Origin of the sequence: Acinetobacter sp. YH12134, assembly GCF_013418555.1 — a bacterium.
Classification (GTDB): domain Bacteria; phylum Pseudomonadota; class Gammaproteobacteria; order Pseudomonadales; family Moraxellaceae; genus Acinetobacter; species Acinetobacter indicus.
Map to the genome: position 1 here is coordinate 48,600 of NZ_VPBT01000015.1, position 26,817 is coordinate 75,416.

Annotated in this window: 25 protein-coding genes; 9 read left to right on the top strand and 16 right to left on the bottom strand. The window is 47.5% G+C overall.

Annotated elements, in window-relative coordinates:
• The first annotated feature begins 39 nt into the window (after positions 1 to 39).
• Complete coding sequence (locus tag FTU69_RS09830) at positions 40 to 1,326, top strand: NAD(P)/FAD-dependent oxidoreductase (protein WP_163141670.1); 1,287 nt, start codon at positions 40 to 42, stop codon at positions 1,324 to 1,326.
• Positions 1,327 to 1,460: 134 nt separating this feature from the next.
• The gene (slyD, locus tag FTU69_RS09835) at positions 1,461 to 1,943 is read left to right on the top strand and encodes a peptidylprolyl isomerase (protein WP_005178991.1); all 483 of its coding nucleotides are present in this window, start codon (positions 1,461 to 1,463) and stop codon (positions 1,941 to 1,943) included.
• A gap of 76 nt (positions 1,944 to 2,019) precedes the next feature.
• Here the strand turns inward: slyD and FTU69_RS09840 are convergent, their stop codons facing one another.
• Both FTU69_RS09840 and yaaA read right to left on the bottom strand, forming a co-directional pair.
• Positions 2,020 to 2,664: a metal-dependent hydrolase gene (locus FTU69_RS09840; RefSeq protein ID WP_180103813.1), complete on the bottom strand. Its 645-nt coding sequence runs from the start codon at positions 2,662 to 2,664 to the stop codon at positions 2,020 to 2,022.
• Positions 2,665 to 2,681: 17 nt separating this feature from the next.
• Positions 2,682 to 3,461 carry a peroxide stress protein YaaA gene (gene yaaA / locus FTU69_RS09845; protein WP_180103814.1) on the bottom strand — a complete coding sequence of 260 codons (780 nt, stop codon included), beginning with the start codon at positions 3,459 to 3,461 and terminating at the stop codon, positions 2,682 to 2,684.
• 135 nt (positions 3,462 to 3,596) lie between these two features.
• Here yaaA and FTU69_RS09850 point away from each other — a divergent pair, with 135 nt between their 5' ends.
• Positions 3,597 to 4,229: an alpha/beta hydrolase gene (locus FTU69_RS09850; protein WP_005178998.1), complete on the top strand. Its 633-nt coding sequence runs from the start codon at positions 3,597 to 3,599 to the stop codon at positions 4,227 to 4,229.
• A 114-nt stretch (positions 4,230 to 4,343) separates the two neighbouring features.
• Here the strand turns inward: FTU69_RS09850 and FTU69_RS09855 are convergent, their stop codons facing one another.
• The 4 genes from FTU69_RS09855 to pheA all read right to left on the bottom strand — a co-directional run bounded on the left by FTU69_RS09855 (position 4,344) and on the right by pheA (position 9,321).
• Positions 4,344 to 4,709 carry a hypothetical protein gene (locus tag FTU69_RS09855; RefSeq protein WP_016659168.1) on the bottom strand — a complete coding sequence of 122 codons (366 nt, stop codon included), beginning with the start codon at positions 4,707 to 4,709 and terminating at the stop codon, positions 4,344 to 4,346.
• Positions 4,710 to 4,805: 96 nt separating this feature from the next.
• Positions 4,806 to 7,052, bottom strand: coding sequence for a bifunctional prephenate dehydrogenase/3-phosphoshikimate 1-carboxyvinyltransferase (locus FTU69_RS09860; RefSeq protein ID WP_180103815.1), 2,247 nt, complete (start codon positions 7,050 to 7,052; stop codon positions 4,806 to 4,808).
• Between the two features lie 3 nt (positions 7,053 to 7,055).
• The gene (hisC, locus tag FTU69_RS09865) at positions 7,056 to 8,147 is read right to left on the bottom strand and encodes a histidinol-phosphate transaminase (protein WP_180103816.1); all 1,092 of its coding nucleotides are present in this window, start codon (positions 8,145 to 8,147) and stop codon (positions 7,056 to 7,058) included.
• 64 nt (positions 8,148 to 8,211) lie between these two features.
• Complete coding sequence (pheA, locus tag FTU69_RS09870) at positions 8,212 to 9,321, bottom strand: prephenate dehydratase (protein ID WP_005179005.1); 1,110 nt, start codon at positions 9,319 to 9,321, stop codon at positions 8,212 to 8,214.
• Between the two features lie 486 nt (positions 9,322 to 9,807).
• Between pheA and FTU69_RS09875 the strand changes: the two genes are divergently transcribed.
• Positions 9,808 to 10,329: a type 1 glutamine amidotransferase domain-containing protein gene (locus FTU69_RS09875; protein WP_104470307.1), complete on the top strand. Its 522-nt coding sequence runs from the start codon at positions 9,808 to 9,810 to the stop codon at positions 10,327 to 10,329.
• Positions 10,330 to 10,412: 83 nt separating this feature from the next.
• Here FTU69_RS09875 and FTU69_RS09880 read toward each other — a convergent pair whose 3' ends face one another.
• The gene (locus FTU69_RS09880; protein ID WP_180103817.1) at positions 10,413 to 11,555 is read right to left on the bottom strand and encodes an acyl-CoA dehydrogenase family protein; all 1,143 of its coding nucleotides are present in this window, start codon (positions 11,553 to 11,555) and stop codon (positions 10,413 to 10,415) included.
• Positions 11,556 to 11,707: 152 nt separating this feature from the next.
• Positions 11,708 to 13,057 (bottom strand): dicarboxylate/amino acid:cation symporter, encoded by a 1,350-nt coding sequence (locus tag FTU69_RS09885; protein ID WP_180088537.1) that lies wholly within the window; start codon positions 13,055 to 13,057, stop codon positions 11,708 to 11,710.
• 428 nt (positions 13,058 to 13,485) lie between these two features.
• Here FTU69_RS09885 and FTU69_RS09890 point away from each other — a divergent pair, with 428 nt between their 5' ends.
• On the top strand, positions 13,486 to 14,487 hold the full coding sequence (locus FTU69_RS09890; protein ID WP_180088539.1) for a glycosyl transferase family protein: 1,002 nt from the start codon (positions 13,486 to 13,488) through the stop codon (positions 14,485 to 14,487).
• A gap of 71 nt (positions 14,488 to 14,558) precedes the next feature.
• Here the strand turns inward: FTU69_RS09890 and FTU69_RS09895 are convergent, their stop codons facing one another.
• Both FTU69_RS09895 and FTU69_RS09900 read right to left on the bottom strand, forming a co-directional pair.
• The gene (locus tag FTU69_RS09895) at positions 14,559 to 14,828 is read right to left on the bottom strand and encodes a YeaC family protein (RefSeq protein ID WP_005179016.1); all 270 of its coding nucleotides are present in this window, start codon (positions 14,826 to 14,828) and stop codon (positions 14,559 to 14,561) included.
• On the bottom strand, positions 14,828 to 15,736 hold the full coding sequence (locus FTU69_RS09900) for an NAD(+) kinase (RefSeq protein WP_005179018.1): 909 nt from the start codon (positions 15,734 to 15,736) through the stop codon (positions 14,828 to 14,830). Before FTU69_RS09900 ends, FTU69_RS09895 begins: the two co-directional genes overlap by 1 nt.
• 190 nt (positions 15,737 to 15,926) lie before the next feature.
• On the opposite strand from FTU69_RS09900, the gene mrcB reads away from it, so the two are divergent.
• Together mrcB and FTU69_RS09910 are read left to right on the top strand one after the other, a co-directional pair.
• Positions 15,927 to 18,329, top strand: coding sequence for a penicillin-binding protein 1B (gene mrcB, locus FTU69_RS09905; protein ID WP_104472396.1), 2,403 nt, complete (start codon positions 15,927 to 15,929; stop codon positions 18,327 to 18,329).
• Positions 18,330 to 18,345: 16 nt separating this feature from the next.
• Complete coding sequence (locus FTU69_RS09910) at positions 18,346 to 18,900, top strand: hypothetical protein (protein ID WP_104470304.1); 555 nt, start codon at positions 18,346 to 18,348, stop codon at positions 18,898 to 18,900.
• Here FTU69_RS09910 and FTU69_RS09915 read toward each other — a convergent pair.
• Positions 18,897 to 19,820 (bottom strand): NUDIX domain-containing protein, encoded by a 924-nt coding sequence (locus tag FTU69_RS09915; RefSeq protein WP_180103818.1) that lies wholly within the window; start codon positions 19,818 to 19,820, stop codon positions 18,897 to 18,899. The genes FTU69_RS09910 and FTU69_RS09915 overlap by 4 nt on opposite strands.
• A 138-nt stretch (positions 19,821 to 19,958) precedes the next feature.
• On the opposite strand from FTU69_RS09915, the gene hemP reads away from it, so the two are divergent.
• A complete protein-coding gene (hemP, locus tag FTU69_RS09920) occupies positions 19,959 to 20,129 on the top strand; it encodes a hemin uptake protein HemP (protein WP_016659175.1) in 171 nt (56 codons plus the stop codon).
• A 117-nt stretch (positions 20,130 to 20,246) separates the two neighbouring features.
• On the opposite strand, the gene FTU69_RS09925 is transcribed toward hemP, so the two are convergent.
• From FTU69_RS09925 to FTU69_RS09940, 4 genes are all read right to left on the bottom strand, one after another.
• Positions 20,247 to 21,587 carry a HAMP domain-containing sensor histidine kinase gene (locus tag FTU69_RS09925; RefSeq protein WP_180103819.1) on the bottom strand — a complete coding sequence of 447 codons (1,341 nt, stop codon included), beginning with the start codon at positions 21,585 to 21,587 and terminating at the stop codon, positions 20,247 to 20,249.
• Positions 21,588 to 22,253 (bottom strand): response regulator transcription factor, encoded by a 666-nt coding sequence (locus FTU69_RS09930; protein ID WP_005179040.1) that lies wholly within the window; start codon positions 22,251 to 22,253, stop codon positions 21,588 to 21,590. It lies immediately after the preceding gene.
• Positions 22,254 to 22,371: 118 nt separating this feature from the next.
• A complete protein-coding gene (locus tag FTU69_RS09935; RefSeq protein ID WP_005179042.1) occupies positions 22,372 to 22,728 on the bottom strand; it encodes a NirD/YgiW/YdeI family stress tolerance protein in 357 nt (118 codons plus the stop codon).
• Between the two features lie 111 nt (positions 22,729 to 22,839).
• On the bottom strand, positions 22,840 to 24,597 hold the full coding sequence (locus FTU69_RS09940) for a GspE/PulE family protein (RefSeq protein WP_104988409.1): 1,758 nt from the start codon (positions 24,595 to 24,597) through the stop codon (positions 22,840 to 22,842).
• 191 nt (positions 24,598 to 24,788) lie between these two features.
• Between FTU69_RS09940 and FTU69_RS09945 the strand changes: the two genes are divergently transcribed.
• The gene (locus tag FTU69_RS09945; protein WP_171456140.1) at positions 24,789 to 26,054 is read left to right on the top strand and encodes an MgtC/SapB family protein; all 1,266 of its coding nucleotides are present in this window, start codon (positions 24,789 to 24,791) and stop codon (positions 26,052 to 26,054) included.
• Here the strand turns inward: FTU69_RS09945 and tsaA are convergent.
• Positions 26,041 to 26,760, bottom strand: a complete 720-nt coding sequence (gene tsaA / locus FTU69_RS09950; protein WP_180103826.1) for a tRNA (N6-threonylcarbamoyladenosine(37)-N6)-methyltransferase TrmO — start codon at positions 26,758 to 26,760, stop codon at positions 26,041 to 26,043. The genes FTU69_RS09945 and tsaA overlap by 14 nt on opposite strands.
• Positions 26,761 to 26,817 lie beyond the last annotated feature (57 nt).

Below are 26,817 nucleotides of genomic sequence, written 5' to 3' on the forward strand. Positions count from 1 at the left end.
AGCCTGTTCTTGCATTAAAAATAACAATATAGGTTCATCATGTCAGCCTTACATCATATTGTGATTGTCGGTGGCGGCGCCGGCGGTCTGGAGCTTGCTACCCAACTCGGTCATCGTCTGGGTAAATCGGGCAAAGCACAGATTACTCTGGTCGATCAGAAACTGACCCATATCTGGAAACCGCTGCTACATGAAATTGCAGCCGGCACGCTCAATCCGCATCAGGAAGAAACCAACTATTTTGTCCATGCTGCCCAGCATCATTATCAGTTTACATTAGGCACACTGGTTGGCCTTGACCGGACCCAGAAAAAGATTCAGTTGCAGGCACCGCAATTTTCCAAAAAAGAACAGCCACCGAAGCAGATCGACGTGGATTATGACACACTGGTGCTGGCGCTGGGTTCCACTTCCAATGACTTTCATACCGAAGGGGTGAAACAGCACTGTCATTTTCTGGACAGTCTGCCCCAAGCCACGGTGTTTCATCAGGACTTGCTGCACCTGTATTTAGAAGCCCAAAATCAGCCGCAAAGCCGTGCCCTGAATATTGCCATTATCGGCGCCGGTGCCACCGGTGTTGAACTGGCGGCAGAGCTGTATCAGGCCAAACAGACCTTTGCCCAATATGGTTTAAACCGGATTGACCCGCAGCAGGTTCGGATTACGCTCATTGAAGCTGCCGACCGGATTTTACCAGCGCTGTCGCAGCAAATTTCCCGGCATACCCAAGTCCAGCTGGAGCGCTTTGGTATTGAAGTGCTGACCCAGCATCGGGTGGCCAAGGTCGATGAAGAACAGGTTTATTTTGCTGCAGGCAATCCACTGGAAGCAGAAATTAAAGTCTGGGCTGCCGGAATTCAGGCCCCGGAAATTTTTAAACAGTGGGATGATTTTGAAAAAGATCATCTGCACCGTTTAAAAGTCTATGCCACCTTACAGACTTATACCGACCCCAACATTTTTGCCTTTGGCGATTGTGCCCATTGTCAACCCAAAGCCGATGAACCGGTGCTGGGTCCGCGTGCGCAGGTGGCCAGTCAGCAGGCCAGCTTTCTGGTTCGTGCCCTGAGCCAGCACGTGAATGGGAAACCACTGCCGATGTTTAAATTCTCCGACAAAGGCTCGCTGATTTCTTTAAGCCAGCATACGGCCGTGGGTGAATTACTCGGTCGGGTCAATGTACAGGGCATAGTCGCCAAGTCGATGTATGTGTCTTTATACCGGCTGCATCAGGCCACCATTCATGGCTATACCCATGCCGGGGTGCTGACCGCCAAAGACATGCTCGGCAGAAAAATTGGCCCTAAAATAAAATTGCATTGAAATTTTATCGACTGCCCCAATATCTGGGAAAATGTCATAAAAAAGCCAAATGTGAGTTTTTTGAGTAAAAGTATTCAACAAATTTGCCTTTTCACTTTATGATGTACCCTTAGAAAACTAAATGGATCTATAACATGACTGCTATTGCAAATGACCTCGTGGTTTCTTTCCACTACACATTGACTAACGCAGAGGGTGAAACTCTCGACCAATCTCAAGGTGAACCACTTGCCTATTTGCATGGTGCGGGTAACATCATCCCTGGTCTTGAAAAAGCCTTAGAAGGTAAAACTGTGGGTGAAAAATTCACTGTAAACGTACCTGCTGCTGAAGGTTATGGCGAATACAACCCTGACCTGGTTCAAGAAGTTCCAGCGCAAATGTTCCAAGGCGTAGACAGCATTCAGCCTGGCATGCAGTTCCAAGCACAAACTGATGATGGCGTACAGATCGTAACGGTTAAAGCAGTTGAAGGCGAAAACGTAATCGTTGATGCCAACTTCCCGCTTGCTGGTCAAGACCTGACTTTTGAAGTTGAAATCGTAGAAATCCGTGAAGCGACTCAAGAAGAGTTAGACCACGGTCACGTACACGGTGTTGGCGGTCATCACCACTAATCTTGTGACAAGATGGAAAAGGCAAAGTCTGACTTTGCCTTTTTTTATGCCTGAATTTTAGTGGGTGAATAAACCATCACGATGCTAATTCGCCCGCTGCAGACAAGGCTTGGGCCAGATTGTGTTTGGCCTGTGCTTCATAATGCTGCTGGAAATACCGGGTCTGATATAGCGGTTGCATCTGATAAAACTGCATCAATACCGCACGGCGCTTGGGCTGATAAAGATTCTGCTCGACCCAGGCATATTCCTGATGAATCTGTTGCTGATATTCAGCAAAACGTGCTGGCGGCGCAGCCAGAATCGCCAGATCAATATCCAGCAAGGCATTTAAATCTGGCTCATCACTAGGCTGATGCTGCCGGGTCGCGAGAATCCAGCGGCTCACGGTTTCCAGTTGTGCTGCCGTTAAAAAATCTGCACATAAATGCTGGCACAATGTCGCACTTTGTGCTTCATTGTCCTGCGCTTTAGGATGATAGACCGCATCATGAAACCATAACGCCAGCTCGACCAGCGATGGTTGCTGCAACTGTGTGCGAATCTGATCGAAATGCTGCAGACATTGCAGAATATGCTGCACGCCATGATAGTGCCGCTGCGGCTCACTATAGGCCGCCAGCAGCCGCGCATACAGCTGCTGCGTCTGGCAGCGATTCAGCGAAAACTGCTGAGCGCAGCGTTGCCAATACAACTGAAAATCAGCAAGTTCTGATTGCATGGCACGCACTCCCCTGTTTATGCGGCTTGCTCATCTCGCTTAAACACCAGCTCACCTTTTAGGGAGCTGTCAGCATCGAAATAATAGCCATCGCTATTAAAGCCTTTTAAATCTTCAGCACGTTCAATTTTATTTTCGATGATATAGCGCGCCATCAAACCACGGGCTTTTTTGGCATAGAAGCTGATGACTTTATATTTGCCATTTTTCTGGTCTAAAAATACCGGCTTGATGATTTCTGCCTGAATCTTGCTTTCTTTCACCGATTTATAATATTCATCCGAAGCGATATTCACCAGCAATTCAGACTTGGCCGCAGCCAGATCTTCATTGATCAGATCAGTAATGATGGTGCCCCAGAATTCATACAAATTGCTGCCACGCGGATTTTTCAGCTTGGTGCCCATTTCCAGACGATACGGCATCATTAAATCCAGCGGGCGCAATAAGCCATACAGACCTGATAACATGCGCAAATGCTGCTGTGCATAATCAATGTCCTGATCCTTCAGGCTATAGGCATCCAGACCGGTATAGACATCGCCTTTAAAGGCAAACAGCGCCTGACGCGCATTGGAAAAATCAAAATCGGCCTGCCAGTCGTGGAAGCGTTCTACGTTTAAATTGGCAATTTTTTCGCTCACACTCATTAAATTGGCGATTTCTGAAGCAGATAGCGTACGACTAACGTCGATAAGTTCTTGTGAATGCGCTAATAGTCTTGGTAAGGTGTGGCTGTCGGTGGGTAATGCAGATTCATAATCTAAAGTCTTAGCAGGAGAAATTAAGGCGAGCATACACATCCTGATCAAAAAGTGGTTAAAAAATAATTAATCAAACTATAACAGTCAGCTTATTTTAATGCCAATCTGTGTTTTTCCTAAACATAATCGGTAAAATAATCGATTCTCCTGCCATTATTCGATTATCTTATGTCCGAGCAAATTTTCATTCCAGGTCCTGTGGGTCGAATTGAAGTTTTCGTAGATTATCCACAGGGTGAAGTGAAAGGATTCGCGGTTGTCAGCCACCCCCATCCATTGCAAGGCGGCACCCCGCAACACAAAGTTCCTGCATTATTAGCACAAATGTACCTTGAGCGCGGCTGCGTGGTATATCGCCCAAGCTTCCGCGGTTCAGGCCAGAGTGAAGGTGTGCATGATGAAGGCTTTGGCGAAACGGACGATATTCTAGAAGTCATCAAATATGCGCGCAGCCAGCACATTGGCCTGCCGTTCTATGCCGGCGGTTTCAGCTTTGGTGCGCATGTGATGGCAAAGAGTTATGCAGCGCTACCGGTTGAATTACAGCCAAAACAGACCATTTTATGCGGCTTGCCGACTGCGACAGTAGCTGGTGTACGTCACTATGTAACTCCTGAAATTAAAGGTGACATCCTGTTTATTCATGGCGAAGCTGATGATGTGACCCTGCTCTCGGACATGATTACTTGGGCCAAACCACAGCGTCATCTGGTTACCATTTTACCGGGTGCCAACCATTTCTTTACCGGCTATTTAAAACAGCTGCGGATTGCAATTACCCGCTTCCTGGCCTTAGGCTAAAGACAAAAACCCATCTGCTGATGGGTTTTTTTATGGGAGGAGATCAGTGACGGTACTGTTAATTTTAAAATGGATACAGACGAAATGGCTTCGCAATTCCAATCTGGGATTGTTTTAATTTTTCCATTCAAAGGCCGTAAAGTTTTCATCCTGTTTTAAGGTCTGCTCGACCGCCTGGGCCAGCTGATTTAGCAAGCTTTGCGATTCAATCCGGTCAAACCAGTCCTGCTCTTCTTCCGGATAAGACAGGATTTCACACACCAGTCGTCCTTCGGCATCGCGGCTTTCACAGCTCACGCTTAAGGGCAAAGGATGATCTTCCACACTAACCGCAATTTGTGCGCCACTTTGCGGCAGGGTTTCAAAGCCGTGCTGGTTTAACTGTCGGGCCAGCAAATCTGCCACATAGTTCTGGGCAATCTTACAGTCCTGTAATTCGGCCTTGTTATCACATTGTGCGGTAAACTGGAGTGTTTTCATAAACGACCCTACTGCTGTTCTTGTTGTATTTTTAGCATAAGCAATATAAAGCAAACAGCCAAGCAAAAGCTTGGCTGTTTTGGGTTATTTTTCTCTTTATTCGGTCACTTCAATCTGCAGACCGGCCTGAGCGGTCAATTGGGTAAAGGTCGGGAAGCTGGTCGCGACCGTTTCTGTACCCACAATTTTAATTACTTCCGAGTTACGTAAACCGGCAATCGAGAAGCTCATGGCAATACGGTGGTCATGATGTGACTCAATTTCACCGCCGGTGAACACAGGCGACCAGTCACCTGCTTTGCCCTTGCCTTCAATGATGATGCCATCTTCAGTTGGGGTACAGTCAATGCCCATGGTTTTCAAGCCATCTGCCATCACCTGAATCCGGTCAGATTCTTTGACGCGAAGTTCAGCTGCACCAGTCAATACAGTCTGACCTTCCGCACAGGCTGCTGCAATAAACAGCGCCGGGAATTCATCAATCGCCAGTGGCACCTGATCTTCCGGAATATGAATGCCTTTTAAGGTACGGCTGCCCTGAATACGAATGTCGGCAATCGGTTCACCACCGGCAATACGCTCGTTGGATACAGTAATATCTGCACCCATTTGTTTGAGGATTTCAATCACGCCAGTACGGGTCGGGTTAATGCCCACAGCTTCTAAAGTGACATCGGCATTTTCAGTAATGGCCGCGCCCACCATAAAGAACGCTGCAGATGAAATATCTGAAGGCACCTGAATATTGGTTCCCACCAGTTTACCGCCGCCTTGCAGGGAAATACGGTTACCTTCGGTTTTCACTTCATAACCAAAAGCACGCAGCATACGCTCGGTATGGTCGCGGGTTGGTTCCGGTTCAGTTACTGCAGTTTCACCTTCGGCCCACAAACCGGCCAGTAAAATTCCTGATTTCACCTGTGCAGAGGCCATTGGTAAATCGTACTGAATGCCTTTTAACTGCTGGCTGCCCGTAATTGACACCGGTGGCGTACCACGCTCACCTGTGGTCTGGATTTGCGCCCCCATTTCACGTAATGGCTTGGCAATACGCTCCATTGGACGCTTGGACAAGGATGCATCACCGGTCATCACCGAATCAAAGGCCTGCGCCGATAACATGCCTGACAGCAAACGCATGGAGGTGCCAGAGTTCCCCATATACAGTGCACCGGCTGGAGCTTTGAGGCCCTGCATACCAACACCATGAATGGTCACTTCACCATTTTTCGGGCCTTCAATACTGACACCCATATCGCGAAAAGCCTGCAAGGTCGCCAGCGCATCTTCACCTTCCAAAAAGCCGGTGACATGGGTGGTGCCTTCTGCAATCGCACCAAACATGATTGAACGATGTGACACAGATTTATCACCTGGCACAGTAAATTTACCCTGGAAATTTTTAGAGCCCGGTAAAATCGTAAATTGTTGTGTCACTTTATTGTTCTCCATCAACGGTTTTTGGGCCAGCATATGATTAAAATGCTGACGCGCTGCTTGAGCATGTCCCAGCAGGCCCATTAAAGCCTGCGAGTTTTCCTGTTCGATCAGCTGGCGCAAGATTGCCAGCTGTTGTTCAAAGCCATCGACTGCATTCAAAATTGCCTTTTTATTGGCAAAGAAGATGTCGTGCCACATTTGTGGATCACTGGCTGCAATTCGCGAGAAATCACGAAAGCCGCCTGCAGCATAGCGAAAAATATCTAAATTGTCTTCCCTGTTGGCCAGTTGCTCCACCAGGTTAAATGCCATTAAATGCGGAAGATGACTGGTATGTGCCAGCACTTCATCGTGCTTGTCCACATCCATACAGATCACTTCCGCTTTGGCTGCTTCCCACAGTTGAATCAGTTTATTGACCGCCCAATCCGCACTGGTCGGTAATGGAGTCAAAATCACTTTATGATTGGCGAATAAATCGACCTTACCGGCATGGACCCCGGTATGCTCGGCTCCAGCAATCGGATGCCCCGGCACAAAACCGGCAGGCAGTTGTTCACCAAAAACTGCTTTGGCTGCATCGACCACATTGCCTTTGGTGCTGCCGACATCGGTCAGGATTGCATCAGGTTTTAAATACGGTTTAATCTGCTGCAATACATATTCGGTGGCACGTACCGGCAAGGCCAGCACCACCAGATCAGCATCTTTCACCGCCTCGACCGGATCGCTATAACCGGCAGCAATTAAACCCAAGGCTTTGGCATCTTCTAGCGTTTTTTGCGAACGGGTCGATGCCACTACCTCATGAGCCAGCTGTTCAGCCTGAATCACACGCGCCAGACTTGAGCCAATCAGCCCAAGTCCAATAAAAGCGACTTTTTCAAACAGGGGTTGCGTCATGGCTTATGCCTTTGCGTCCAGACCTAACACCTTCGCCAGTGCAGTCAGGAATTTGGCATTTTCTACTTCTGTTCCAATGGATACACGAAGATGGTTTGGAATACCAACCGGACGTACAATCACACCTTCTTTAAGCAAGGCATTAAAGGTTTGTGCCGGATCAGCCTGTACATCAACCAGAATAAAGTTGGCACGTGAAGGTACATAATTCAGGCCCAGTGCTTTAAAGCCTGCTTCCAACTGCGCCATACCAGCCTTGTTCACTTCACGTGATTTTTCGATAAAGGCTTCATCTTTCAGCGCTGCTACAGCTGCCACCATAGCTAAATGGTTCACGTTAAATGGCTGACGGATACGGTTTAAATAGTCAGTCACCTGTACAGAGGCCAGAGCAAAACCAACTCGTAGCGCTGCCAGACCATAGCATTTTGATAAGGTACGGCTAACAATCAGGTTTGGATACTGATCCAGATATTTCAGGCTGTTGAAGTTTTCCGGGAAGTATTCCACATAGGCTTCATCCAGTACCACAATTACATTGGCCGGTACTTTCTGCATGAAGGCTTCAAATTCAGCTTCTTCAAACCAGGTGCCAGTCGGGTTATTCGGATTGGCAATGAACACCAGCTTGGTGTTGGCTTGAATGGCTGCAGCCATCGCCTCTAAATCGTGCGAGAAACCTTTGGCTGGTACTTCAATGGCCTGTGCATTAATGGCCTGAGTCACCAGCGCATAAACCGCAAAGGCGTGCTGGCTATATACGATTGAGTCCTGCTCGGACACAAAAGCGCGGGCAAACATTTCCAGCAGGTCATTTGAACCATTACCCAAAGTAATCCGTTCATGACCAAAACCAAACTGCGCTTCAATCTGGTCTTTTAAAATAAAACCACCGCCATCTGGATAACGACCAATTTCTGCCAGCTCGGCAGCCACGGCCTCTTTGACTTTGTCTGAACAGCCCAACGGGTTTTCATTGGATGCCAATTTCACAATATCGGTAATACCCAATTCACGCTCAAGTTCACTGATCGGCTTACCTGGTTGATATGGCTTTAACTTAGAGATGCCTTCATTAGCTGGGACAAACGACATTTTTTACTTCCAGATTTACAGGTGAAAAGCAGCCGCATGCAGCGCACACGGCCACCAGAGAATTTTATAAAACTGCCGCCGGATAAGAGCCGAGTACACGGACTTCTTTCACCAATGGACGGATTTCTTCAATCGCAGCTTTAACATTGTCTTGCTCAATATGACCTTCCAGATCAATAAAGAACACATAGGCCCATTTTTCAGGTAAAGCCGGACGGGTTTCAATACTGGTTAGACTAATGTTGTGTTTGGCAAATGGCGCCAGAATTTCCAGCAAGGCACCGGCACGGTCATGTGCAGACACCAGCAATGAAGTTTTGTCATTGCCGCTTTGTGGCACTTTCTCACGGCCAATCACCAAGAAGCGCGTGGTGTTTTCCGGGTTGTCTTCGATATTGCTGTGCATGATTTCAAGATCATAAATGGTTGCCGCAATTTCAGAAGCAATGGCCGCAGAATGCCATTCATTACGAATACGGCGCGCCGCTTCACCATTGGAACTTAAAGCCACACGCTCCACCCCAGGATAATGCGCATCTAGCCATTTACGGCACTGTGCCAGCGTTTGCTGGTGAGCATAAATCTGTTTAATGCTGTCTTTACGGGTATTTGCAGAAATCAGGAACTGATGATGAATCGGCAATTCAACTTCGCCAATCACATTCAGATTTGAAGTTTTAAAGCAGTCTAAGGTATGGTTCACCACCCCTTCAGAGGAGTTTTCTACCGGCACCAGACCATAATGCGCACTACCCGCTTCCACTTCACGGAAGACTTCATCAATGGTTTGTAAAGGGCGCACCAGGGCATCATGACCGAAATGCTTGAGTACCGCAGAATGGGTATAAGTCCCAACAGGCCCCAGGAAGGCAATACTTTGCGGTGCTTCCAGTGCCAGACAGGCCGACATGATTTCACGGAATAAACGTGCCATGGTCTGGTCCGACAATGGGCCTTCATTGCGATCCATAACATTACGTAAAACTTGTGCTTCACGTTCCGGACGGTAAAACAGCGGATTCTCTTCAGCGGCAAATTTGGCTTTGGCCACCGCTTCTGCCAATCGTGCGCGACGGTTAATCAGTTGTTGAATCTGCATGTCTACAGAGTCAATTTCCTCACGAATATTGTTCAGGTCAAGAGAAGTCGTTGTGTTTTGATCGTCGTTGATCATTGTTATGTCGCCCTTCATAAACGGTATGCAAACAGTATAACAATAGTTAGCTTTCAAATGTTGCGCAATACAACTTTGATTGATTCAGTCTTAAAAACAAACAGTTGGTTAAACTCTCTGCAACTTATGAGACTGTTTATCAATTGAGCAGCTATGACTCATGAATAATTCTGAACAAGTCACGACACTTTGCCTGTTTTTCCATCCAGAGTGTAGCGAATTTAAGCAGATGAAACAGGGTCTTTTTCCAATCAGCCGATAGCTTTTGCATCTGAATTCGATGAATAGTGATAGGATTTTGCAAGTTTATTGCGTAAACTGAACAGGCGTCATAATTACTTACATAGAAAATAACGCCCATAAATATTGAATAAAATTCCAGAAATTTTAACTTGAAAAAGAAATAAGAAAACTGGTTACAAAGCAGCAATGAAATTTTGCTTTTTCCCCTTTACTCTTTTATTTAAAGCAATTCGGAGAATAATAATGTCAAAAAGAATCGCGGTGCTGATTACCCATGATTATGAAGATGCAGACTATCCAGAATTGATCCACGCCTTCCGTGCAGCGCGGCATAGCGTGGTAAATGTTGAAAACAAGGCCGGCAATATTGTCTATGGTTATCAACGGCGCAGCTCGGTGACCATCGACCAAAGTATAGATGATGTGACCATTCATGATTTTGATGCGCTGCTGATTCCCGGCGGCCAATCTCCGGCGCAACTGCGTGATGATTTGCGTTTTGTCGATTTTGTCCGAAATTTTGCCAATGCCCAGAAACCGATTATGAGCACCTGTCATGGTCCGCAACTGCTGATTCATGCCAGTGTGGTCAAAGGCCGGCGCATGACCAGCATTGCCCCGGTGATGCTGGAGCTGATGGATGCCGGCGCCGTGTATTTTGATGAAGCGGTGGTGAATGACAATAACCTGTATATTTCCTCACGCTCACCAGCAGACTTGCCGATTTTTATTCAAGAAAGTCTGCATGTGCTCAGCCTGCATTAAAATAGTCTCAGAAACACACCCACCAAAAAACACCCGCCCAGTCGATGCTGGCGGGTGTTTTCATTTAGTCTGATGTATAGAACTTAACGGCCCAATAAACCGCGCGCCACAATCTCTTTCATAATTTCATTGGTACCGCCATAAATCCGCTGGATACGGGCATCGACAAAGAAACGAGAAATTGGATATTCAGTCATATAACCATAACCACCAAACAGCTGCAGCAGCTGATCGGCCACTTTCATCTGCATATCGGTCGAGAAGCTTTTCAATGCTGCTGCTGTTTCGACATCCAGTTTGCCCTGCATATACAGCTCAACATTCTGGTGATAAAATGCAGCCGTGGCCAGCTCATCAATTTTAGCCTGTGCCAAAACAAAACGGCTGTTCTGGAACTGGCCAATTTTCTGGCCAAAGGCCTGACGTTCCTGAACGTATTGCGTGGTGATGTCAATCGAACCACGGATAGCGCCCAAGGCGGTGGCGGCAATCGCGGTCCGTTCACGTGGTAATTCCTGCATTAAATAGGCAAAGCCCTGTCCCGACTGGCCCAGTAACTGTTCTTTGGGTACTTTCACGTTATCAAAGAACAATTCCGAGGTGTCCTGAGCATGCAGGCCAATCTTGTCGAGGTTGGTGCCTTTCTTAAAGCCATCCAGATGGGTATCGACTAATAATAAAGACACGCCTTTGGCGCGTGCCTGCGGATCGGTTTTTACCGCCAGCACCACCAGATCGGCATGTTGGCCATTAGAAATAAAGGTTTTAGAACCATTTAAAATATAATGATTATCCTGCAAAATGGCATGACTGCGCATGGCTTGCAAGTCAGAACCAGCACCCGGCTCGGTCATACCAATCGCACCGACCACTTCACCGCTAACCATTTTTGGCAGCCAGTACTGTTTCTGTTCTTCTGAACCAATATTTAAAATATACGGCGCAGCAATTTCTGAATGACAGGAAATACCGGTAGACAGTGCGCTATAACCAGCACGTGCCGATTCTTCCACCAGCATCAGCGAATAATGGGTCGGTACGCCATAGCCGCCATACTGTTCCGGTACATCTACACATAAAAAGCCGTTTTCACCCAGCTGGTTCCAGACCGAGCGCGGCATAATTCCTTCCCGTTCCCACTGTTCATAATGCGGGGCAATCTGTTCGCTCATAAAGCGGCGGAAGTTGTCACGGAATAATTCTAAATCTGCATCATAAGCCAGCATAGTCGATCCTTGTAGGGTATACATTCTTGTTTTACATTCAGCCCCATGCTATGCATTTTTAAGCGTACTGTCATGGTCTCGCCCGGCTTTTTTATTGACTGCCAAGTAATAAAAAAAGGAAGCCGAAGCTTCCTTTAGTCACCGCCCTGCTGTTAAGCCGAAGCAGATTGCTGGTTTTGTTCTGCCATCTTGCGGTCAATTTCTTCCGGATTATTTAATGCATATTGCAGCTTTTCCTGATCCAGCTGACCGACCCACTTCGCTACAACAATGGTTGCCAATGAGTTACCCACCAGATTGGTCAAGGCACGTGCTTCAGACATAAAACGGTCAATACCCAAAATTAGCGCCAGACCGGCCACCGGAATCTGACCCACAGCCGCCAGTGTTGCCGCCATCACAATAAAGCCTGAACCGGTCACCCCTGCTGCGCCTTTAGAGGAAATCAACAGCACCAGCAATAAAGTAATCTGATGATGCAGTTCTAAAGGTGTATTGGTGGCCTGAGCAATAAAGATTGCGGCCATGGTTAAATAAATCGAGGTACCATCCAAGTTAAAGGAATAACCCGTTGGAATGACCAGACCCACCACCGATTTTTCACAGCCGGCAATTTCCAGTTTCTTCAACATACGCGGTAGTACTGATTCTGAAGATGAGGTCCCCAATACAATCAGTAATTCTTCGCGAATCATGCGGATCATTTTTACGATACTGAAACCGGTCATGCGCGCAATACTGCCGAGTATGATAAAAATAAACAGCACACAGGTCAGGTAGAAGCAGATAATTAACTGCGCCAGTTGCGCCAGACTGCCAATCCCGTATTTACCAATAGTAAAGGCCATCGCACCGAAAGCACCAATTGGCGCAACTTTCATGATCATGTTCACAATGTTAAAGAACACATGCGAAATCTGATCAATCAGTTTCAAGACCGGCTTACCTGCTGGCCCTAAACGGTGTAAAGCAAAACCAAACAGGATGGCAAACATCAGCACCTGCAGGATTTCACCCTGGGCAAAGGCACCGACCACGGTATTTGGAATGATATTTAATAGGAATTCGACTGTAGATTGTGCTTCACCAGTTTCTACATATTTTGAAATACCGGTGGTATCCAAAGAAGCTGGATCAACGTTCATGCCAACGCCTGGTTTCCAGACGTTAATCACCACCAGACCAATAATCAGGGCGATGGTAGAGACAATTTCAAAATACAGTAATGCCACGCCACCGGTTTTACCGACCGATTTCATGCTTTCCATACCAGCAATACCACTCACCACGGTACAGAAAATCACCGGCGCAATAACCATTTTGATTAAACGGATGAAGCCATCACCTAAGGGTTTCAGCTGCTCACCCAGACCTGGAACATACTGTTCCACGCCATTAATAATTTGTGTGCCACTAGGAGAATAATGACCGACGAGAATACCTGCAATAATTGCAATAATCACCTGAAAGTACAGGGATTTATAAATAGGTTGTTTGGCCATAACAGATCTACTTTTGTTCTTGTCCAGAGGACAAATACCCTTGATTTTTTACCCACGACCTGTTCTGCCTGTTTTTAAAACAACAGGCATACACTGCCTTGAGCCATGGCTCAAAACATTCAACGCTTTATTTTCATCAGCAAAAGTCGGGCTTACTTTGAGCCGCCAGAATAAACAGGCTCAAACGCAAAAGCGGCTTTTTAGAACAGGAGATGAGTAAAAATAAAAAACAATATAAAACGCTGCGAATTTTACCTAAAATTCAGATGTAGTGCTGCTAAAAACAGCGAGAACTGGCGAACTTTAAAGCAGAAGTAGCTTAGACATTAGTCTAAATCCGAACAAAGCATACGGTTTTTAAAAAGCCGCGAAAATGTGTATATTGTGGGAAGCGACCGGCGCCATTTATTTGAGATTCAGGCAGTTACATGAGCACGAAAAGAAACATTTATAAAGACGTTGAACATCCTTTTGCCCAGTACGTACGTATTGTGGGAAAAGGCAAAAATGGTGCACGTTCCCTCACCTATGAAGAAGCCTATCAGGCCTTTTCCATGATCCTGAAACAGGAGGTACTCGATGTTCAGCTCGGCGCTTTTCTGATGCTGCTGCGGGTCAAGGAAGAATCGGTCGATGAACTGGCCGGCTTTGTTCAGGCCACCCGTGACCAGTTGCAGTTTAAAGCTTTAGATGTTGATCTGGACTGGTCCTCTTATGCCGGGAAGCGCAAACATTATCCGTGGTTTTTACTGGCCGCGCTGACTCTGGCTAAACAGGGTTTTAATATTGTCATGCACGGCGCTGCCGGGCATACCATTAACCGGGTCTATACCGAACAGGTGCTGGAATACTTAGGCTATCCAATCTGCCAGTCAGATACGGAAGTCGAACAGCAATTACAGCAGCGTCATTTTGCCTATCTGCCTTTAGAGGTGATTTCTCCGGTGCTGGCCGATTTGATTGCACTACGGAATGTGATGGGCCTGCGCTCTCCTATTCATACCCTCGCCCGGCTGATTAACCCCTTTAATGCCAAAGCCACCGTGCAGGCCATTTTCCATCCGGCCTACCGCAGTTCCCATCAGCAGTCGGCGTTTAAACTGGGCTATCTGAACAGTGCGGTGATTAAAGGTGAAGGCGGCGAGTTTGAACGGAATCCGGATGCCAAAACCTTAATTTGTGGTATCCGTAACGGCGAGCTGTATGAACATGAATTGCCAAAGCTGACCGACAACCGCAGCCCGATTGAAGAAGAACTGGACCTGGCGGTATTTAAAGCCGTCTGGGAAGGCCAGCAGTCGCATGAATATGGTGAAGTGGCGGTGGTGGAAACCATGGGCATTGCGCTGTATACCATGGGCGTCTGCGACAGTTTTGCAGCAGCCATGGACAAAGCACAGCAATTCTGGGCTGCGCGTTTAAATGCTTAAGCCACAAAACATAGCCAATAAAAAAGGTAAGCCGCGGCTTACCTTTTTTTGTATGAATCTGCTCTTAAAGTTTAAATAAACTTGATTGGCTGGAAATCTTCATTTTTGTGGTGATCATCATCACATTGTTCACCTTCTTCCTTGGTGCCGCGGTCAATATAACCGCTGCGTTCGGTTTCCGGTAAATGCTGGATTTCCCAGGCATATACAGCCTGCATACAAATTTCGCGCTGCTCTTTGGTCAACGCCACGCCATTCGGCCATTTACCAATCTCTACCGCGGTTTTTAGACGACCAACAATTTCAGGATTGAGTACGGCCAGCATCTGTTCAATATTCATCATAAATCCTGCTGTTGCAAAGAATCAAAATCTTGGTTCCAGCCGAGCTTGGTACGACATGCCATATAGAAGTCATAACCCGGTGGATGAAGTAGGTTTAACTTATAGGGATGCTTGCGGATATGCAAACTATCCCCAACACTGAGTGAAACACTGTGCTGACCATCGGCACTGACCATTGGCAAAACACGGTTTTCACGAATCTGAATTTTAATTTCACTTTGTCCACCAACCACTATCGGGCGTGAAGACAAGGTATGCGGATGCATCGGCACCAGCACAATTGCATCCATACTCGGATGCACAATCGGCCCTCCACCAGACAAGGCATAGGCAGTAGAACCGGTAGGCGTAGATACAATTAAACCGTCACTGTGCTGACGATAAACATACTGACCATCAATATTCAGGTCAAAATCAATCATGTGTACCGATTTACCGGAATGCAGCACCACATCATTTAAAGCCACCGCTTCATAAATGACTTCGCCTTTGGAGCGTACTTCCATTTCCAGCAGGAAACGGCGGTCCAGCTGAAATTCGCCTTTTAATACCTGATCCAGCTTGAAGATGACTTCCGTGGGTTTAATGTCGGTCAGGAAACCTAAACGACCACGGTTTACCCCGATGACCGGCGTATTGTACTTGACCAGTGCGCGCGCTGCATGCAGCAACGAGCCATCACCGCCGACCACAATCACCAGATCAACCACTTCGCCCAGTAAGGCGCGGCTGACGGTTTGGGTATTCGGATAAGGGACCAGTTCTGCTGTTTCTGCATCGAATACCGGATGCAGGCCTAAATTCAGCAGATGATCATGAATTAAACTGAGCGTTTCTACGACCGAAGTTTTGCCAGGACGTCCAATCAATCCGATATTACGAAAGTTCTTGTGTGAAATTTGCACCTACGACATCGCTCCGCTACGATCCGTTGACTATAATAGCACTAACCCGAATGTTTTAAAAAAAACTTTAGAAATCTGAATCCAACCGTTTTTTCTCCTCGATTGGCCGCTTCATTCACAGATTAAATATTGCAAATTATGTAAAAGCTTCGCATGATTAGCCTAATTTCTTAGGGTTTTATTGCGATTTATGAAGTCTGAACGTGGCATAGGTATTATTGCACTTCTATTTTGTATACTGGTGATTGGGGCATTTCTGGCATTAAGTATCTACCTGATTCGATTAGATAATATTGTTAGAGATAAATTTGAAGGACAGCGCTGGGATATTCCGGCCAAGGTCTTTGCTCGTCCGCTGGAAATCTATACCAATGCACCGCTCAATAAAGCCGATTTCGTGCAGGAATTAAAACTTTTAGGCTATAAAAGCGCAGAAAGCTATAACAAAACCGGCAGCTATGTCGATGCGGGCGACACCTTGTTCGTGCATACCCGCGGCTTCGATTTTGGTGAAAGTGTTGAACCGGAACAGGTACTCAAAGTCAGCTTTGCCAATAACCAGATTGCTGAAGTCAGTGCGACTAAACCATCGACCACCGGTATTGCCCGTTTAGAACCCATGCTGATTGGCGGGATTTATCCGCAGCACAATGAAGACCGGGTGCTGATTAAACTGAACCGGGTGCCAAAACCGTTAATTGAAGCCTTAATTGCCACCGAAGACCGTAATTTCTACCTGCATCATGGCGTGTCGATTCGCGGGACTGCGCGTGCCATTGTCAGCAATATCACCGGCGGGAAACGTCAGGGCGGCTCGACCCTGACCCAGCAACTGGTGAAAAACTTTTATCTGACCCCAGAACGTACATTAAAGCGTAAAGCCAATGAAGCACTGATGGCGATGCTGATTGAGCTGCATTATGACAAAGATGAAATTCTGGAAGCCTATTTAAATGAAGTGAACCTGGGTCAAAACGGTAACTATTCTATTAATGGTTATGGTCTGGCCTCACAGTTCTATTTTGGTCTGCCGCTGCGTGAACTGAATATTGCCCAGCAGGCTTTTCTGGTTGGTCTGGTACAGGGACCGTCTTTATATAATCCATGGCGTAATCCGGAAGCGGCCGAAAAACGCCGTAATATTGTATTGAACAATATGCTGGTGATGGGTTATCTAACTCAGGAACAGTATGAAACCGAAACCGCGCGTCCGTTAAATGTGATTGCCAAACCGACCATGGGCCCTGCCCGCTTCCCAGATTTTCTGGACATTGTGCGCCGTCAGTTACGTGCTGAATATCAAGAAGGTGATCTGACCAATCAGGGACTACGGATTTTTACCACTTTAGACCCAATTGCACAGACCAAGGTACAAAGCGCATTTAAAGAATCAGTAAACCGTCTGGCCAATGCCAATCCGCGCCGTTTAAAAGATTTGCAAGGTGCGGTGCTGGTGTCCCATCCTGAAAATGGTGAACTGGTGGCTGCAGTCGGCTCTACCCAAGACTTTACCGGCTTTAACCGTGCGCTGGATGCCAAACGTCAGGTCGGCTCGCTATTGAAGCCAGTCATCTATTTAAGCGCGCTGGAATCGGGTCGCTATAACTGGGCCAGTCCGGTACAGGATACCGAAATCAGTATTCCATCTGCCGGCAAGTCCTGGACACCGCGTAATTACAGCGGCAGCGAACATGGCGTAGTCCCGATGGCGCAAGCGCTGGCCAATTCCTATAACCTGTCGGCGGTACGTTTAGGTCAGGAATTTGGTCTATCAACCTTCCGTAACCATCTGATTAAATTTGGCGTCAGCAGCGAAAATATTCCACAGTATCCGTCCATTTATCTGGGTGCAGTCGATTTATCGCCTATGCAGGTGATGAATATTTATGGCAACTTTGCCACCGGTGGGTTCCAGTATCCAACCAAAGCCATTCGCGCGGTGGTCGATTCTAATGGTCGTCTGCTCGAGCGTTATGGCCTGTCAGTACAGCAGACCATTGAACCGTCTGCGGCCTATATGCTGAATTATGGCCTGCAACAGGTAATGAGTGCAGGAACCGGACGTGCAGCCTATAACAGCCTGTCCAGCGATTTAAAACTGGCCGGTAAATCGGGCACCACCAATGATACCCGCGACTCCTGGTTTGCCGGTTATTCGGGTAACTATTTAAGCGTGGTCTGGTTAGGGCTGGATGATAACAAAGTCACCGGTTTGACAGGTTCATCGGGTGCCCTGCCGGTGTGGAGCAATGTGATGCGTCAGCTGCGCCAGAAGCCGGTGAATCTACGCCAGCCGGACAGCGTACAGTGGCACTGGATTGACCGTGACTCTGGTCACTTGTCGGCTCAAGGCTGTGCTGGTGCGATGTATATTCCGATTTATCGCAATCATGTGCCGCGTCAGGCCACCGCCTGTGGTTTACCGCATTATCAGGTTGAGCCGGTTTACAATCCGGATACCGAATATTACCAAGCTGTACCTGAAAGCAGTGACAGTATCGAGAATTATATCCAGGAAAGTGAAGCCGAGATGGAAAGACAACTTTCCGAAAATGATGCACGCATCATTTCAAGCGGCAGTTATACGCAATAAGTGGACCCTTAATTAAATGACCTTGAAATATCTGATCTTGGGGATGGGACTGGCTGGACTGGTGGGCTGTCAAAGCCTGCCGGAATCCAAGCCGGCACCGCAACCGGACCAAGAAAAAACGACTGAACGAAAAACCATTCGCACACCCACCGGCGTGGTGATTCATCCTTATGAACAGGAAGAAATTCAGCGCAAGAAATTACAGGTCGTGGTTCCTGAACAAAAAGTACAGCAGCGTTTTGAAGATGGCCGCTCTTTACCAGCGTTTAAGAAACTGATGCAGCAGACCCAGACGGCTTATCGTCAGGGACAATGGGCGCGTGCCGAAGCTGCCGCCTTACAGGCACAGCGTCTGGCACCGCAATCGGCTGAAACCTATATGTATTTAGGGCTGGTGGCGAACCAGAAAAAACAGCCGAAAAATGCAGAAGCCCTGGCCCGCCGTGGTCTGAGCTATGCACAAACACCGGCGATGAAACGCCAATTATGGCTGATTATTCAAAAAGCCGGCCAGCTACAAAACAATAGCCGTACCGTGCAACAGGCACAGCAAGCGCTGAAACAACTTTAGGCTGAAGCGCTATCCAACGCATCCATAAAGCGGATCCCGGCAATACCATATGCATGGTGTTGCTGGGCCTGCGCCAAGTCCTGCCGATGTATCCCGCCTAAGGCAAACACCGGAATATCGACCTGTTTGGCCCAGTTCTGAAATTGTGCCCAGCCTAATGCCGGAGTATCCGGATGGCTGGCTGTTGGCAGCACCGGACTTAAAATTGCAGCATGACAGCCAATATTCTGCGCATGTTGTAACGATTCCAGATCATGACAGGCAGCAATATAACGCTGACCGGCCTGCAGGCTGCCCTTGTGCAATTGCAGACATTGTTGCTGCTTTAAATGGATGGCAGCGACCGAGACCTGCTGCACGCTATTCAGCTGCTTCCACAGTTCCAGATTAACAATTAATGATTTTAAACAGCCAATATTCTGCTCAGCCAGTTCAATACTGCGTTCCGGTGCCGGTGCGACACGCCAGTACAGCAGTTGCTGGGTATCCGGGGTATCCAGACAGTTTAAGTCTTCACTAATTTTGATACATTCAGGCCAGTAGAGGCGTTGCAGCATACGCTGGTTGGCTTGCGGGAAATTCAAACGAGCCAAATCCTGCCGTTTATACCAGGTCCACGGTTGCTGGATGTCTGAGAGCAACGCCGCCGGCACAAAGGCATGGAACACATGCAAATTGACAATCACATCTTCATATTCATGCCGGATAAAATCAAACTCATGCCACTGGATCAGGTCAATGCCTACTTCTTCGCGCACTTCACGGCGACAGGCCTGCACTGGCGTTTCATGCTGCTCTACCTTGCCGCCGGGAAATTCGTGCTTATTGCCCTGATGCTGTTTGGCTTCGCGCCAGCCGACCAGGACCTGGGTCTGATGCAATAAAATCCCAATCGCGATATGTAGATGTGGCTTTGACATGAAACGTCCTGTTTTTGAAATATGAGCAAGTGTAAGCAAATTTATACTTTTTATAAATTCCCCAAATCAAGCGTTGACAGATATATTTGATAATGATTATCATTTATATCGTTCAACATACACCACGGAGTCGAAGGAATGAACGCACCATTTAGCCTGTTTAGCCGTAATGCAGATCAACAGCATGCCTTACCAATGTTACATTCTAATAACCTGTTTGCTCTTGGTCGTGAAATTCGCATCATGCATGCCGGAGAAGAATACCGCCTACGCCTTACCCGTAATAATCGCCTTATTCTCACCAAATAAGAACAATATCTGAATAATAATAATCGTGGGAAGCAGCAGTATGAATCAGCGCATACTGCTTTTTAACTGCCCATGCGTATCTCAAGATTGAACTCAATATTGTTATTTTCGATTTTGTTATTTTTGCTTCACACCGGGCAAACTCAGTTCCACCAGTAAACCGCCTAAAGCTGAACGGCTAAACTGCAATTGGCCCTGATGCAGGCTGATAATCTTTTTACAGATCGAAATGCCAAGACCACTGCCCTGGGTTTGTGTGCCCAGCGCCCGATAAAAACGCTCACCCAGACGTTGTAACACCTCATCACTAACCTCTTGACCATTATTTTCAATACACAGCTGCACCTGTTCAGCATCACCATTGATACTGACCACCACCTCACCCTGTTGCGTGGCATAGCGGATGGCATTGTCGATCAGGTTACGGATACAGGTATATAGCAATTCTGGATTGGCCTGAATGATCGCCGGTTGTAGCTGCAAGCGCGGTTTAATCTGTTTTTCCAGACTAAACGGTGCCAAGGCCTCGAGCACATCCAGCACCAGCTTTTGTAAATCAACCTCGGTTATAGGCAAGTCTTGCAGATGTGCCGGGTCTAAACGCGCCAGTAACAGCAGATTCTCCAATACCTGAGTGCCGCGGTTGACATCGCGCTGAATCTGGGCCAGATCTTCCGCTAATTGCGGCTGATCCTGATATTTGCGTTTTAACACCTGCAAGCGCATTTGAATGGCAGAAAGCGGCGAACGCAGTTCATGTGAGGCGTCAGAAGTAAAACGCTGCTCGGCTTCTAAAGAATGTTCCAGCCGGCTAAGCAAACGGTTTAACTGCTGCACCATCGGCTGTAATTCCAGCAATTCTGGCTGGGTGCTTTGCACCGGACTCAGATCCTGCACATGCTTTTGCGCAATTTGCGCAGATAAGGCCTGTAAAGAGCGGAACTGTTTATGAATGGCAAAATGCACAATGCCCCATTGAATCAGCCACAGTAAAATTAAAATCGCGGCATAGCCCAGACCGGTGGCCCAGATTTCCTGAAAACGGACATTCATTTTCTGGGTCATCAATACGCTTAAGTCATCATCACTGGCCACATAAACGCGCCATAAACGCTGATTCGCCCAGACAAAGGAAAATCCCTCTTCCTGCTGTGTGATCGTAGCTGGTGCTAAGGGAAAATCTTCTGTTTCGGTCAAGGTCTGCTGGCCCAGTCGCAGCTGATAATGCATCTTGAACTGTTCAGTGAGTTCATCGACCTGCTCGCCGGCGCCACTGCTAATATCCTGCAATAACAGCATATCGGCCGCCTCATCCATGATTTCATCTTGCAGCTGCATGGTCTGATAAATTGACACGGCAAACAGCAGCACCAGTGCCAGCAGGCCGGCAATCATCGAACTCAGTACCGAGGTTTTGACCAGGGTTTTCTGTAAAGAAACCGCACCCGTTTGCTTCATTTACGCCTGTTCCTGCTGCATGCGATAGCCCAAACCGCGAATGGTTTTAATTAAATGGCTGCCAATTTTTTTACGCAGCTGATAAATAAACACTTCAATGGCATTGCTTTCAATTTCATCGCCCCAGGCATACAGCGATTCTTCCAGCTGCTCCCGGGTTACGACATGCTCGGGCTTTTGCATTAATTTATACAGAATCTGAAATTCCTTAGCGGTTAAATTCACCGCGTGGCCATCCTGGGTTAAGGTTTTGGCTTGAGTATCTAACAGCAGATTGGCAAAACGGATCTGATGATCGGGCTGGGTCTGCCGGGTACGTAACTGGCTGCGCACCCGTGCTGACAGTTCTTCCAGGCTAAAAGGCTTGACCAGATAATCATTGGCGCCTAAATCCAGTCCATCGACCCGGTCCTGAATGCTGTCTTTGGCGGTAATAAAAATTACCGGGGTATCCAACTGTTTACGGCGCAAAGCGGTCAGAATTTCATCGCCGGTATTGCCCGGTAGGCCACGATCCAGCAGCACACAATCATAGTGATGCTGCTCAATGGCCAAAATGGCATGATTGCCACGCTCGACCCAATCGACGTTATAACCGTCCATTTCCAGCCAGGTTTTAATACTTTCTGCCTGAGAGGCGTCATCTTCTGCCAGTAAAATACGCATTGGTTCTACTCTAGCTTTTTTTACATCATGCCTGATTTTTCACAAGATTCAAAAAAACCACATGCATGGAGCATGTGGTTTTGCGTGGAGCTGCAATCAATCTGATTAAAAGGTCGGCTTAGAAACGAACCTGCTCGACATCAATTTCAACACGTTTAGAAGGTTTATAATCAATGTCCACTTCACCGGTAATCACTACTGGAGTTTTGGCAGAAATCGCTTTACCATTCCACAGGTCATCATCAATATCTACTGTGATGGTGCCAGTGCTGTCGCGGAACTGGTATTTTTCATCACCAATGGCTTTTACGATATAACCTTTCAGCTGGACATTGCTGTCATCTTTCATGGTTAACGCCTGTTTCACCGTGGTTGCTTGCGCCAGTGCAGACTGGTTCACTGCGGTATCTGCAACAGCAAATGTAGTTGCGCCCACTAGACCTGCAGTTAAAAGTGCTTTTGAAAATAGGTTCATCTGTCTTTCCTCATTCAGTGTTGTTCGTTTCGATGTAGTCATTAAAACAAAGCAAGATGAGCTGAATCTTAAGATTTCCTCATATTCAAAAATTTTTCACTTTTTTGGGTTTTAGTTTAACGGTACCACCCGCAGTACTTCTTCCAAGGTGGTAATACCGGCCATGACTTTACGCGCCCCGGCAATCCGTAGTGGCTCGATGCCTTCTTTCTTGGCCTGCTGGCGTAACTGGGTCAGATCGGCATTGGCACCTATCAGCTGTTTGGTGTCCAGACTCAGCGGCATAAACTCATAAATCCCGATCCGGCCTTTATAGCCGGTCTGACGGCAGGCTTCACAGCCCACCGGCTTATAAACTTTTTCCGGCATCTCCATGACATAGTCAAACGTCAGATGTTCCCATTCATTGGCATTAATCATGCCTTCCTGTTTGCAATGCGGACACAGCTTGCGCACCAGACGCTGCGCCAATACCCCCAGAATGGTGGCCGCAGTTAAAAAAGGCTGCACACCTAAATCATGCAAACGGGTCAGACTGGACGGCGCATCATTGGTATGCAAGGTCGATAACACCAGGTGACCGGTTAATGCCGCCTGAATGGCCATATTGGCCGTATCCTGATCACGAATCTCCCCGACCATAATAATATCCGGGTCCTGACGCATCAGCGCGCGTACACCATCGGCAAAGCCCAGCTCAATGCCCTGATTGACCTGCATCTGGTTAAAGCTCGGCTCAATCATTTCAATCGGGTCTTCAATGGTACAGACATTAACTTCATCGGTGGCCAGCTGCTTCAGTGATGAATACAGCGTAGTGGTTTTACCGGAGCCGGTCGGCCCCGTGACCAGAATAATACCATGACTATGACTGGTCAGACTTTGCCAGCCCTGTAACAGACGCTCTTCAAAACCAAGCTGCTGGAAACTGCGTACCAGCACTTCCGGGTCAAAAATACGCATCACCAGTTTTTCACCAAAGGCTGTCGGTAAAGTGGAGAGACGCAATTCGGTTTCCTGCCCTTTGGGAGTACGGGTTTTTAAACGGCCATCTTGAGGTTTGCGTTTTTCTGCCACATTCATGCGACCGAGAATTTTAATCCGTGAAATGACCGCAGTTAAGGTATTGGCCGGCATGTTATAAATGGTATGTAGTACGCCATCAATCCGGAAACGGATTTTCCCCTTGTCTTTACGTGGCTCCAGATGAATATCACTGGCACCCTGTTCAAAAGCAAACTGCAGCACCCAGTCCACCAGTTTAACAATATGCTGGTCATTGGCATCGGGGTTTTGGGTATCGCCCAGCTGTAATAAGGCTTCGACACCTTTATTTTCACGGTCATGTGCTGCGGCTTTTTGTGAACCACTGACCGCACGACTGACCTGATAATATTCTACCAGATAACGCTGTAACTGCTCTGGACTCAGCAGCACGCGCTGGATTTTACGCGGCAATAAACTGTGTTCTAAATTGGCGACCCAATCGGTCATAAACGGCTGATCGGTGGCAATGAACACCGCATCGGGCTGAATCTCTACCGCCAGAATTTTATTGCGCAGGGCAAATTCCTGGGACATCACCGCGGTTAAAGCGGCCACATCGGCCTTTAACGGATCAATCACATAAAAAGGCAGCTCGGTCTTTTCTGCCAGCCACTGACATAAACGGTTCAGTGTCAATGTGGTTTGGGGATGCTGCTGATCGGTCAGGTTAAAATGCGCAATCCATTGCAACGGATGCCATTTCAGCTGCTCACGCTGGCGATGCGTGGTCTGTACCAGCATTTTATCGCGTTCGCTGATCCGGCCATCTTTTAATAATTGCTCTAAACACCAGGTGGTATCAATTTCAAAATTAAAATTCATTGTTTTTGTTCCCCCAACATCAGCACACTATAGCAGAGTTTATTTTTCCCGCCTGCCTTTGCCACTGGAAAATCTGATGCAGATACGCATCAAGCGCAGCTCCTGCAAATTAAACATACAGTTCCGCATAGCAATCTTCACAGAATCAATTATATGATGGAGACGTCGCCCCACTGCCGCGGGATATAAAGATGGAATTTTTAACTGCCCCTTCAATCTTGAGTACCTCTTTTCAGGAGCTGATGACTATGCTTGCAGCCGCACTTGGCTGTGGCCTGTTAATTGGTCTGGAACGTGAACGCAGCAAGCACAATGAAGCCAACCATCATTTTGCCGGGGTGCGCACCTTTGCCGTGTGTGCCTTGCTCGGTGCGATCTGCTTTTTGCTAGGGCCAGTTTTTGGTATTGTCGGGGCCGTGATTATTGGCGGAGTTGGGCTGTTTTCGCTTAAAAATCAGGTTGAAGACCCGGGTGCGACCACCGAACTGGCCTTTATTATGACCTATTTTATTGGCGCGCTCTGTTTGTGGAATATTCCGTTGGCGGCTGGTCTGGCGGTTATTTTAACCGGTCTGCTCATGACCAAACACCTGATGCACGGCATTGTCAGCAAATGGATTACCGAAGCAGAGCTGCGTGATGGTCTGTTCCTGCTGGCACTGGTTCTGATTGCCCTGCCTTTGACCCCGGATACGCCCTTATGGGGCAATGTACTTAATCCTTATGTGATTTTAAAACTGCTGATTCTGATTTTATCGGTACAGGCTTTAGCGCATATCGCCAAGCGCCTGCTGTCCACCAATAATGCACTGATGCTGTCCTCAATTGCGTCCGGCTTCGTATCCAGTACCGCCACCATTGCCAGTTTAGGCATGGAAGTGCGTTCCGGTCGCGGCGATGCCCGGATTAATGCCGGTGCCGCGCTCATGTCCTGCGTGGCGACGCTGTTGCAGATTCTGATTATTATTGTGGGGATTAATCTGTCTTGGTTTAAGGTATTTGTGGTACCGAGTGCAGTGGCAATTGTGATTCTGGTGGCGGTGGGTTACTGGCTGCTCAGAAAAAATACCGGCTCACAGCAAAAAGCCAAAGAAGCCGATAGCCGCATGTTTAGCCTCAAAGAGGCCGCGATTATTGTGGTCACGCTCACCCTGATTCAAGCCATGGTCTACGGACTGGATCAAGCTCTGGGCAGCACCGGTTTAATTGCCGGGACCTTTCTGGCGTCTTTATTTGAAATTCACGCCGCCGCTGCCGCGGTAATTACCCAAGGTTCTCCCAGCAATTTAACCCTGTTTTATGCGCTGATTTTAGGCTTGGGTGCACATGCACTGGCCAAATGCGTGAATGCCTTTTTAATTGGCGGACCACGCTTTGCCTTGTATTTTGCACCGGCCCAAATTCTGCATATGGCGGTGCTGATTGCGATGGCTTATTTTATGTTTAAGCCGGCTTAAGCGCTAACATCTGAATCAGCACCTGATCTGGCTGTACTAGAAATCCGACATCAATATTGGCAAAGTGCATTTTATAGAGCCGGGTTTCATCCTCCTGATAAGCCGGACGCGGGTCTAAAGACAACACCTGTTCCAGCTCACCCAGCATCTGCGCGCTAATTTTATGCTGCTGCAACAATTGCTGTTTTTGTACAGCGGCCTGCTCTGTCCACACCACCTGTTTACGTTCAGGCTCATCCTGCGCATAGCCACTTTGCGCCTCCATGACCGCATCAGAATACTGGATATAAGGCTTGATATCTAAAATCGGTGTACCATCGAGTAAATCACTCCCGGTCACATAAACCCGTACTGCCTTGCCGACTTTTTTCACCTGTTTTAATTGCACCACTGACAAGCCCACCGGTGACGGCCGGTACATACTGCGTGTCGCAAATACTCCAATTTTCTGGTTACCACCCAAACGCGGCGGCCGCACCTGAGCACGGAATTTTGTCTGCTGCTGGTTTTTATTGTCATGAAATTGCCACAGCAACCACAAATGACTAAATGCTTCAATGCCCTCAAAGGCCAGCAAATCGTTATAAGGTTCCAGCATGTCAATATAGGATTCGACCTGAACCAGATTCGGCTGCCGCGGGATGCCAAACTTTTCTTTATAAGGAGATTTCATAATCCCGATAATGGGCAAGGTCAGATCAGTCATAATCACTTTTTTTGATAAGCTCAATTAAATATATTCAGTTTATCGAGTATGAATTTA

Coding starts and splice junctions, on each gene's coding strand:
- FTU69_RS09830 (WP_163141670.1), top strand. CDS start 40: ATGTCAGCCTTACATCATATTGTGATTGTCGGTGGCGGCGCCGGCGGT.
- slyD (WP_005178991.1), top strand. CDS start 1,461: ATGACTGCTATTGCAAATGACCTCGTGGTTTCTTTCCACTACACATTG.
- FTU69_RS09840 (WP_180103813.1), bottom strand. CDS start 2,664: ATGCAATCAGAACTTGCTGATTTTCAGTTGTATTGGCAACGCTGCGCT.
- yaaA (WP_180103814.1), bottom strand. CDS start 3,461: ATGCTCGCCTTAATTTCTCCTGCTAAGACTTTAGATTATGAATCTGCA.
- FTU69_RS09850 (WP_005178998.1), top strand. CDS start 3,597: ATGTCCGAGCAAATTTTCATTCCAGGTCCTGTGGGTCGAATTGAAGTT.
- FTU69_RS09855 (WP_016659168.1), bottom strand. CDS start 4,709: ATGAAAACACTCCAGTTTACCGCACAATGTGATAACAAGGCCGAATTA.
- FTU69_RS09860 (WP_180103815.1), bottom strand. CDS start 7,052: ATGACGCAACCCCTGTTTGAAAAAGTCGCTTTTATTGGACTTGGGCTG.
- hisC (WP_180103816.1), bottom strand. CDS start 8,147: ATGTCGTTTGTCCCAGCTAATGAAGGCATCTCTAAGTTAAAGCCATAT.
- pheA (WP_005179005.1), bottom strand. CDS start 9,321: ATGATCAACGACGATCAAAACACAACGACTTCTCTTGACCTGAACAAT.
- FTU69_RS09875 (WP_104470307.1), top strand. CDS start 9,808: ATGTCAAAAAGAATCGCGGTGCTGATTACCCATGATTATGAAGATGCA.
- FTU69_RS09880 (WP_180103817.1), bottom strand. CDS start 11,555: ATGCTGGCTTATGATGCAGATTTAGAATTATTCCGTGACAACTTCCGC.
- FTU69_RS09885 (WP_180088537.1), bottom strand. CDS start 13,057: ATGGCCAAACAACCTATTTATAAATCCCTGTACTTTCAGGTGATTATT.
- FTU69_RS09890 (WP_180088539.1), top strand. CDS start 13,486: ATGAGCACGAAAAGAAACATTTATAAAGACGTTGAACATCCTTTTGCC.
- FTU69_RS09895 (WP_005179016.1), bottom strand. CDS start 14,828: ATGAATATTGAACAGATGCTGGCCGTACTCAATCCTGAAATTGTTGGT.
- mrcB (WP_104472396.1), top strand. CDS start 15,927: ATGAAGTCTGAACGTGGCATAGGTATTATTGCACTTCTATTTTGTATA.
- FTU69_RS09910 (WP_104470304.1), top strand. CDS start 18,346: ATGACCTTGAAATATCTGATCTTGGGGATGGGACTGGCTGGACTGGTG.
- FTU69_RS09915 (WP_180103818.1), bottom strand. CDS start 19,820: ATGTCAAAGCCACATCTACATATCGCGATTGGGATTTTATTGCATCAG.
- hemP (WP_016659175.1), top strand. CDS start 19,959: ATGAACGCACCATTTAGCCTGTTTAGCCGTAATGCAGATCAACAGCAT.
- FTU69_RS09925 (WP_180103819.1), bottom strand. CDS start 21,587: ATGAAGCAAACGGGTGCGGTTTCTTTACAGAAAACCCTGGTCAAAACC.
- FTU69_RS09930 (WP_005179040.1), bottom strand. CDS start 22,253: ATGCGTATTTTACTGGCAGAAGATGACGCCTCTCAGGCAGAAAGTATT.
- FTU69_RS09935 (WP_005179042.1), bottom strand. CDS start 22,728: ATGAACCTATTTTCAAAAGCACTTTTAACTGCAGGTCTAGTGGGCGCA.
- FTU69_RS09940 (WP_104988409.1), bottom strand. CDS start 24,597: ATGAATTTTAATTTTGAAATTGATACCACCTGGTGTTTAGAGCAATTA.
- FTU69_RS09945 (WP_171456140.1), top strand. CDS start 24,789: ATGGAATTTTTAACTGCCCCTTCAATCTTGAGTACCTCTTTTCAGGAG.
- tsaA (WP_180103826.1), bottom strand. CDS start 26,760: ATGACTGATCTGACCTTGCCCATTATCGGGATTATGAAATCTCCTTAT.